Below are 8000 nucleotides of genomic sequence, written 5' to 3'. Positions count from 1 at the left end.
CTGGTATCGTTCTCGTCGCTAATGGCAAATATGAATGATTTCAGTTAAATAAGGCTTCTTTTGATAAATTCAGTGTGTCTGTTAGGTGTCTTTTAAGATTGTTATATTGATTCTTGAGTGCATATACTCATCTTTGGCGAAGGTTTATCTCAGTGTTTCCTGTTGTATTTTCTAACTTAGATAGCCTACCCCCTGCTGCTACTGTTCAGGAGTAATCGGCTCTGCTTACTTACCTAGCCACACGCTACATTAGATAGGTAAAAGATTCCTCAATTGTTCTCCTGATCAGGAGTCCGACCATGAACTGGACAAGGAAGATTCGATCGCTTTACCGCAAAGAACCCATTACCGGATTCATGCTGACAATAGGCTTGGTTGATGCGATCATTGGCGGAACAAGTGGCTATGAAACGCTGTTGGCGATCGGTCTAGGCACGGTAGGACTGGCGATCGGGGTGCGCTGGAAGCTCATGCAGCAAGTTCGCCAGGAACCAATCCAGCCTCAGCCAAAATCGCAGTCGCGTCACGCGCGCTATTTGCTGGATTCGGATGCTCATCTGGCGACGATCGATGTCGATGCTCGTAAAGTTTGAAAGCCAACGAAATGAACGAGATGCCGTTGGGGATGAGAGGGGTGCAATCTGAGAACCGCCGCATTTTAGATATTTTGCTCAATCAGCAGGAGGGTAAACCTCAACACAAGCCATGATCACAAGCGGGACAACTCAAGCAGAAAAGCTGCTCAAAATTGGGGAAGTGGCATCGGAAAGCGGTCTGCCGATTAAAACGATTCGCTATTACGACGACATTGGCTTGCTGGCTCCCATCGTTGAACGATCGGACACGGGCTATCGTTTATTCAGGGTTGATGTCCTCGATCGCCTGGCATTTATTAGACGGGCGCAGGCTTTGGGACTGCATCTGAACGAAATTCAGCAAATTTTATCGGTTCATGATCAGGGAGAGTTGCCCTGCGGTCAGGTAAAGCAGTATCTAGAACAAAAAGTGGCTGAAATTAGTCGGCAAATTGAATCGCTGCAAGTGCTTCGATCGCAGCTTCAGGGTATTCTGGCTGGGTGGCATGACCCCGCAGAATTGCAGGAAAGCCACACCATTTGTCCGAACCTGCAACCGGAATAAACCTTCGCGCTGGATCGACCGTTTATGGAACTGCTGATTTCAGGTATTTTGAGCCTGCTTGTGTTTGCGATCGGAGCCTGTATCGGCAGTTTTTTGAATGTGGTGATTTACCGAATTCCGGCAGGAGTGTCGCTGCTCTATCCGCCGTCTCGCTGTCCGCGCTGTTTGCATCGGCTGAAACCCTATGACAATGTGCCGATTTTGGGCTGGCTGTGGCTGAAGGGAAAATGCCGTCACTGTCGGACTAAGATTTCGCCGCGCTATCCGGCGATCGAGGCAGTAACCGGAATTTTGTTTGTGCTGGTGTTTTGGGCGTTTAGTTTGCCTCTGCCAGGGTTGGGCTACTGGGCGTTTGTGAGCTGGCTGCTGGCTCTGTCGCTGATTGATTGGGATACGCTGACGCTGCCGAATTCGCTGACTCAATCGGGGCTGATTGCCGGACTTATATTTCAACTCATCGTAGGTTGGGCAAATGCGGGTGTTTCCGGTGCAGCCAATTCCCTCATGATGGGGATTATTGGCGCGGTTGTGGCGATCTGGATTTTCGATATCGTGACCCTCCTTGGATCGATCGCCTTTGGCAAAACCGCAATGGGCGGTGGCGATGCAAAATTAGCAGCAATGATGGGTGCGTGGTTGGGCTGGAAACTGGCTTTATTGGCGGGGTTTCTGGCTTGTGCGATCGGGGCTTTTGCAGGCGGTGGGGCACTGGCGTTGGGATTAATCGATCGTCGTCAGCCGATGCCGTTTGGTCCGTTTTTGGCGATCGGGGCAGGAATTGCCCTGTTTTTTGGGGATGCGATGATTGCTGGGTATCTGCGGCTATTTTTTCCGACGCTGTAAGCTTTAGAAAGAATCGGCAGTGGCTTTCAATTCAGCTGTGTCCCAATCGCTTAGCGATCGAGGAAATTATTCTGATTGATGAGTACAGTCTTGCTAGAGCGTGGGAAGGACAAGTCAGGTTTTTTCCCTGCGCCAAATCCAAAGAAGAACAAGTTTAGGAATACGCCCCTTCCCAGGGTCCGATCGCCCGAATCGGCAATTCTTTAACGACCGTTTCTGTTTTGTAGATTTGAAAGCCGCGAGACTGGTAGTTTTTTAGCGCGAATTCTCCGTCTAGGCTGCACGTATCGACAAAAATGCGAGTTGCGCCCAAGTTCCAAGCACGATCGATGCCAAGGCTGAGCAAATATCCGCCGATGCCCTTTCCGATGAAGGCTTTGAGCAGTCCGAAATAGGCAATTTTAACGCTGTTGTCTGGCTGTACTTCTAATTCGATGTAGCCTGCCGGAGTGCCTTTAAGGGATGCGACCCAGGTTTCGAGTTCGGGGCGATCGAGATACTGCATCCAGCGATCGTAAGTCCAGTGAAGGCGATCGATCCAGTACCAGTCGCCGCCAACACTGGTGTAGAGAAAGCGGCTCAGTTCTGGAGAGGGAATCATTGCCTGTTCGATTTTTAGATCCTCTGGCTGCGATCGACTGGGGCGACACTGCGGATTATCCTCAGAGGAAGAATGCTGTGCTTTGAACAATTCCAGATGCCAGATCGTGATATTTGTTTGGCGGGTAGATGAGGTTGAATTCATATCAAATTCCTGCGGTTGTGCCAGGTCAATGCTGCCAGTTTTTTCAGGGGTTGTCTTTTAAGGCATATCATTACAACCCATCTGTTAATTTTCCAGGTCACGGCATCCAGGTTATGGCAAAGCATGGGTATTCAAACTTTATTACTGTTTTCCAAAACCATTCCCCCATCTCCCCATCTCCTCTCCTACCCACTCCCTTCCTCATCTCCTACACTGACAGAGAACGCTCTACAAATGCTGCATGAACCCAATTTCCCGTAAATTTCAGGCACAGTTGCCCAAGCTCGATCGTGCCGTTTGGATTTTGATGCTGGGCAGACTGCTGTCTCAGGTTGGTACTGGGTTTGTGCTGTTTTATGCGGCGGTGTTTTTTGTGAATGAGGTGGGGCTATCTGCGACGGCAGTGGGAATTGGCATTGGCAGTGAATCGATTTCGGGGGTGTTTGGGCGAATTATAGGTGGGCTAATGTCTGACTCGCCGCGCTGGGGACGACGCAAGACGTTGCTGTTATCGGCAGCATTTTCGGCTGTGGCAGATATTATGCTGGCACTCAGCTACAATTTTCCGACATTTTTGCTGAGCAATTTGCTGATGGGGTTGGGGGTGGGGCTGTATTGGCCCTCAATGGAGTCGGCAGTGGCGGATTTAACGGCGATCGATCAACGCAACGAGGCTTATGCGCTGACCCGGCTTGCAGATAATTTGGGTTTGGCGTTGGGAGTCGTGTTTGGCGGGCTGCTAATTGGCGCGACGGGAGCGTTTCGGCTGCTATTTTGGATTGACGGCATCTCGTTTGTGGTGTTTTTGGGTATTATCCATGGGGCAATTCGGGAAACGCTGAACGTCGATCGCGCGACGAAACAAATCTGGCGGGGTTGGGCTGTGGCTCTGCGAGATCATCCGCTGCGAATCTATGTCGCGGTCAATGTTTTATTTACCACTTATCTGTCGTTGCTGAATACGGCTCTGCCCCTTTACCTGACGAACTTTGTGGGATTCGGACAGCGTTCAGGGCAGGCGGCAAACGGTGAGGCAAATTTTACTGCCCTGAGTTTGCTGTTTACCTGGTATATTGTGCTGGCTGCGCTGCTTCAGCTTCCAGTGGCTCGTTGGCTCAATCGCTATACCCATCCACAAGTGTTGAGTGTGTCGGCGGTGTTTTGGGCGATCGGCTTTTTGCTGGTGTGGCTAACGGGAAGCTTACCGGGAGGAACGGCACTCTGGGCTGGGTTGAGCGTCGCGGTGATGGCAATTGCAACGATCGCTTATACGCCTGCGGCTTCGGCACTGGTGGCAAATCTTGCGCCTGAGTCTATGCGAGGCGTGTACTTATCGATTAATTCGCTTTGCTGGGCAGTGGGCTATTTTATTGGTCCCATCATAGGCGGCTGGGCAATGGGGCAGTCGATCGAGATTGCCCACTCTTTCTGGCTTGTGGGAATTGGGAGTGTGGGGGTGGCGATCGGCATTCTGGTTTACCTCGATCGCTCGCTCAAAAGCCGGGCCTGGAATTAGCTTGATTCCCCTCATCTTGAGTCTGATTGTTGTCAGGAGAAATTAGCACAACAAAGCAGAAAGTTCAGGTTATGATTGGCGATGTCTTTTAGATCGCGTCTGTAAGGTTCGGCGTGCAAGATAAACATTCCCTGCGACGGGTTAGCCAGCGTCGGCTTCGCGCAGTTCGTCAATTTCTGCTGTTTTCGTCGGTGCGGCTCCGGTGGTCACTGCTGCCGCGTTGGGTATTTTTGTCTCTGGCAATGAATGGGTTTCTGGCGTTTGTGCTGTTGACAATGCTGCGATCGCTCGAGATGCCGCTTCCCTCAGGTGCCCGTGCGAATCAAGCCGCGCAAGCCACCACATCGTCTAGCACCACATTGTCTAGCACCACATCGCCCCGCAATCAGGCATCAACGGTTTCGATGGATTCCTCCACGAGCCTGGAAGCAAACCCTCGACGGCAATTGTCCTATGAGGAGTGGATCGAGCAGCTCGGACGCGAAGCCAAAGCGATCGCCCAGCAAAAACCCAAACGGCTTACCGTCCTGGCAGGCGACTCTATTAGTCTCTGGTTTCCTGTCGAGATGCTGCCGCGAGAGCGAGTCTGGCTGAATCAGGCTATTTCGGGAGAAACGTCTGCGGGTCTGCTTAAGCGTCTGGATTTATTTGAAGAAACCGCGCCCGAAACAATTTTTGTGATGATTGGCATTAACGATGTCATCCGAGGCGTAAACGATCGCACGATTCTCGCCAACCAGCAAGAGATTGTGCGCGACCTGAAAGAGAGCCACCCCAAAGCGCAGATTGTGCTTCAGTCGATCCTGCCCCATGCCGGAGACGCTGCCACCTGGGAAGGACGCGATCGGCTGCTGGCAATTCCAAATCGCCGCATTCAGGAACTCAACGACGAGCTAGAGACGATCGCCCGCGAGGAAGGCGTTTATTTCCTCAACCTTTACCCCATCTTTACCGACTCCGCCGGAGACCTGCGGATGGAATACAGCACAGACGGTCTGCATTTGAATCCTAAAGGCTACGAGATTTGGAGCGTTGCGCTGCAAGTGTATGGGCATGAATTGCTGGAGCCTGAGTTGCAGTAGTCTGTGCAGTAGATAGTTTGTGGGGTAGATAGTTTAGCGGGGTAGATAGTTTGTGCGGCGGAAAGGTCTGGGAGTGAAGGGTAAATCTGATACGCTGAAATTGGCAAGGAGTTTCGCAGCAAGACGGCATGGATACCAAAGCCTTTAAACGATCGCTCAATCAGTCTGAACAGTATCACCGCAAAGGATTTGGTCATGCGGAAGAGGTGTCTGGGCAGATGCAGTCCGAGTATCAGAGCGAGCTGATTCAGCAGATTCGGACAAACCAGTATTCCCTGACGCGGGGCGATGTGACGATTCGACTGGCAGAGGCATTTGGGTTTTGCTGGGGCGTGGAGCGAGCCGTGGCGATGGCGTATGAAACGCGGAGGCACTTCCCCAACGAGCAGATCTGGATTACCAACGAAATCATTCATAACCCGTCGGTGAATCAACGCCTGGGGGAAATGAACGTGGGCTTTATTCCGGTGGAGAAGGGTAACAAGGATTTTTCGGTGGTCGATTCTGGCGATGTGGTAATTCTGCCTGCGTTTGGCGCGAGCGTTCAGGAAATGAAGCTCCTGAGTGAGAAAGGCTGCACGATCGTCGATACGACCTGTCCCTGGGTATCGAAGGTGTGGAACACGGTCGAAAAGCACAAAAAAAGCAGCTACACCTCGATTATTCACGGCAAGTACAACCACGAAGAAACCGTAGCGACCAGCTCTTTTGCCGGAACCTATCTGATCGTGCTAAACCTGGCAGAAGCGCAGTATGTGTGCGACTACATTCTACAGGGCGGCAACCGGGATGAGTTTATAGCAAAGTTTAGCCGCGCCTGCTCTGCGGGATTCGACCCCGATCGCGACCTGCAATCCCTCGGCATTGCCAACCAGACGACAATGCTCAAAGGCGAAACCGAGCAGATCGGCAAACTGTTTGAGCATACACTGATGAAGAAATACGGACCCGATCGCCTGAATCAGCATTTTCTAGCGTTTAACACCATCTGCGACGCCACGCAGGAACGGCAGGACGCGATGTATCAGCTCGTCAAGGAAAAGCTCGACCTGATGGTGGTGATCGGTGGCTACAACTCCTCAAACACTACGCACCTTCAGGAAATCGGCATCGAGTACGACATTCCTTCGTATCACATCGACAGTCCCGATCGCATTGGTCCCGGCAATCAAGTACAGCACAAGCCCCTGCATCAAGACTTGCAGATTGAGGAGAACTGGCTACCCCCTGGCAAGATTACGGTTGGGATTACCTCTGGAGCCTCTACGCCCGATCGCATTGTGGAAGCCGTGATCGAGCGAATTTTTGAGATAAAGGGAGCTGTTCCTGCCCTCACTGAGGCGTAATGCTGGCGGCACTTCCTCTGCAAGAAACCACAAAACATTTGTTGGAGGCGATTCAACAGTCTAACTGGGGAGCAATCCAGTTTATTGTCCTTTATAGCTTGACTACCGTTGCGTTTGTGCCCGGATCGCTGCTGACGCTTGGTGCAGGCGCAGTCTTTGGGCTGGTGTGGGGATCAGTCTGGGCATTCCTGGGGGCAACGATCGGCGCAACGCTGGCATTTCTGATCGGACGCTACGGAGTTCGGGGTTGGGTGAGCCGCCGGATTGCAAACGATTCGCGCTTTCAGGCGATCGATCGGGCGGTAAGTCAGTCGGGGTTTAAAGTTGTACTGTTGTCGCGGCTGTCGCCAATTATTCCGTTTAACCTGCTCAACTATGCGTTGGGCGTGACGGGTGTATCGCTGAAGGATTACGTGCTGGGCAGCGTCGGTATGATTCCGGGAACGGTGCTGTATGTCTACTTAGGGTCGATCGCCGGAAGCCTGGCAAACCTGGGAACGGCTCAGCTAGCCAATTCTAAACTGCAGTGGGCAGTCAGGATTATGGGTTTGATCGCGACGATCGCCGTCACCCTTTACATTAGCCGGATTGCGCGTCAGGCGATTGAAAGTGTGGCTGCGGAAGAAGCTGTTTTAGGCGATCGGCAATGAGCGGAAGTTGGAGACGGAATACCCCTGATCCAAACGACCCTTAATTCAGGAGAAACCCCTTCTCAACTCGCTTTCAAAGCCTCCCAATCTTGGGGAATTTAGGGGGAAATCTAGAAGATTCGAAACTGAATTACGCAACCTAATCACGCAACTGATCAGGCGGCCTCTAAATCGATCGATTCCACCAGACTTAACTTAACCTCTACCAACTGAACAGGGATAACGCCATGAACAGCGACGATTTAGCAAAATATCTAGAAGCAACCGACAGCATCTCAAAGCCCTGGTTACTCGCTCAGTTGCGGCTGCAAAAACTAAAAGAGCGGCGGGAAGACCTGACTCCTGGCGAATACGAGCAAGAACTCACAGACATTCACCAGGATTTGATGAACCTGGGCGAGTGGTGGGTCGGACACGAAGAAGAACAATTCGGTTCGTAGGGAGTTAGTGAGTAGGGAGTCGGTGAGAAAGAGTAGCCCTACCGCGTCAACAGGCGGCAACGGAATTTATCTGGTACTTTTGGTAAAAACAACTATAATTGTTGACATCACTCCTTCAACGAGTGAGCTTTTCAACTGCAAGACCCAGACAAAACTCAGAATTTCCCGTGTTTACAACTGTACTTTCTCACCAAAATTCTGCCGTTTCCCAAAGGGAAAATCGCATTCCGTTTGACCT

General features: G+C 51.6%; 9 protein-coding genes. 8 read left to right on the top strand and 1 reads right to left on the bottom strand.

Annotated features, from left to right (window positions below; all coding sequences use genetic code 11):
• Nucleotides 1-299: 299 nt before the first annotated feature.
• The 3 genes from H6F80_RS09630 (at nucleotide 300) to H6F80_RS09620 (ending at nucleotide 1983) form a co-directional block, all read left to right on the top strand.
• Nucleotides 300-593, top strand: coding sequence for a hypothetical protein (locus H6F80_RS09630; RefSeq protein ID WP_190791350.1), 294 nt, complete (start codon nucleotides 300-302; stop codon nucleotides 591-593).
• A 112-nt stretch (nucleotides 594-705) separates the two neighbouring features.
• Nucleotides 706-1140 (top strand): heavy metal-responsive transcriptional regulator, encoded by a 435-nt coding sequence (locus H6F80_RS09625; RefSeq protein WP_190791349.1) that lies wholly within the window; start codon nucleotides 706-708, stop codon nucleotides 1138-1140.
• 24 nt (nucleotides 1141-1164) lie between these two features.
• A complete protein-coding gene (locus H6F80_RS09620; protein WP_190791348.1) occupies nucleotides 1165-1983 on the top strand; it encodes a prepilin peptidase in 819 nt (272 codons plus the stop codon).
• A gap of 154 nt (nucleotides 1984-2137) precedes the next feature.
• Here H6F80_RS09620 and H6F80_RS09615 read toward each other — a convergent pair whose 3' ends face one another.
• Entirely contained in the window at nucleotides 2138-2728 is a 591-nt protein-coding gene (locus H6F80_RS09615) for a GNAT family N-acetyltransferase (protein WP_190791347.1), read from the bottom strand.
• A 241-nt stretch (nucleotides 2729-2969) separates the two neighbouring features.
• Here H6F80_RS09615 and H6F80_RS09610 point away from each other — a divergent pair, with 241 nt between their 5' ends.
• The 5 genes from H6F80_RS09610 to H6F80_RS09590 all read left to right on the top strand — a co-directional run bounded on the left by H6F80_RS09610 (nucleotide 2970) and on the right by H6F80_RS09590 (nucleotide 7762).
• Nucleotides 2970-4244 (top strand): MFS transporter, encoded by a 1275-nt coding sequence (locus H6F80_RS09610; protein ID WP_190791346.1) that lies wholly within the window; start codon nucleotides 2970-2972, stop codon nucleotides 4242-4244.
• Nucleotides 4245-4357: 113 nt separating this feature from the next.
• Nucleotides 4358-5326, top strand: coding sequence for an SGNH/GDSL hydrolase family protein (locus H6F80_RS09605; RefSeq protein WP_347277852.1), 969 nt, complete (start codon nucleotides 4358-4360; stop codon nucleotides 5324-5326).
• 128 nt (nucleotides 5327-5454) lie between these two features.
• Nucleotides 5455-6672: a 4-hydroxy-3-methylbut-2-enyl diphosphate reductase gene (locus H6F80_RS09600; RefSeq protein ID WP_190791345.1), complete on the top strand. Its 1218-nt coding sequence runs from the start codon at nucleotides 5455-5457 to the stop codon at nucleotides 6670-6672.
• Nucleotides 6672-7322, top strand: coding sequence for a TVP38/TMEM64 family protein (locus H6F80_RS09595; RefSeq protein WP_190791344.1), 651 nt, complete (start codon nucleotides 6672-6674; stop codon nucleotides 7320-7322). The genes H6F80_RS09600 and H6F80_RS09595 overlap by 1 nt, the downstream gene beginning before the upstream one ends.
• A gap of 227 nt (nucleotides 7323-7549) precedes the next feature.
• Nucleotides 7550-7762: a hypothetical protein gene (locus tag H6F80_RS09590; RefSeq protein WP_190791343.1), complete on the top strand. Its 213-nt coding sequence runs from the start codon at nucleotides 7550-7552 to the stop codon at nucleotides 7760-7762.
• Nucleotides 7763-8000 lie beyond the last annotated feature (238 nt).

It is taken from the genome of Leptolyngbya sp. FACHB-711 (assembly GCF_014695615.1).
Lineage (GTDB): Bacteria > Cyanobacteriota > Cyanobacteriia > Elainellales > Elainellaceae > Leptolyngbya_A.
Note: the sequence above shows the minus strand (reverse complement) of the source record. Positions and strands in the feature narration are given on the sequence as shown.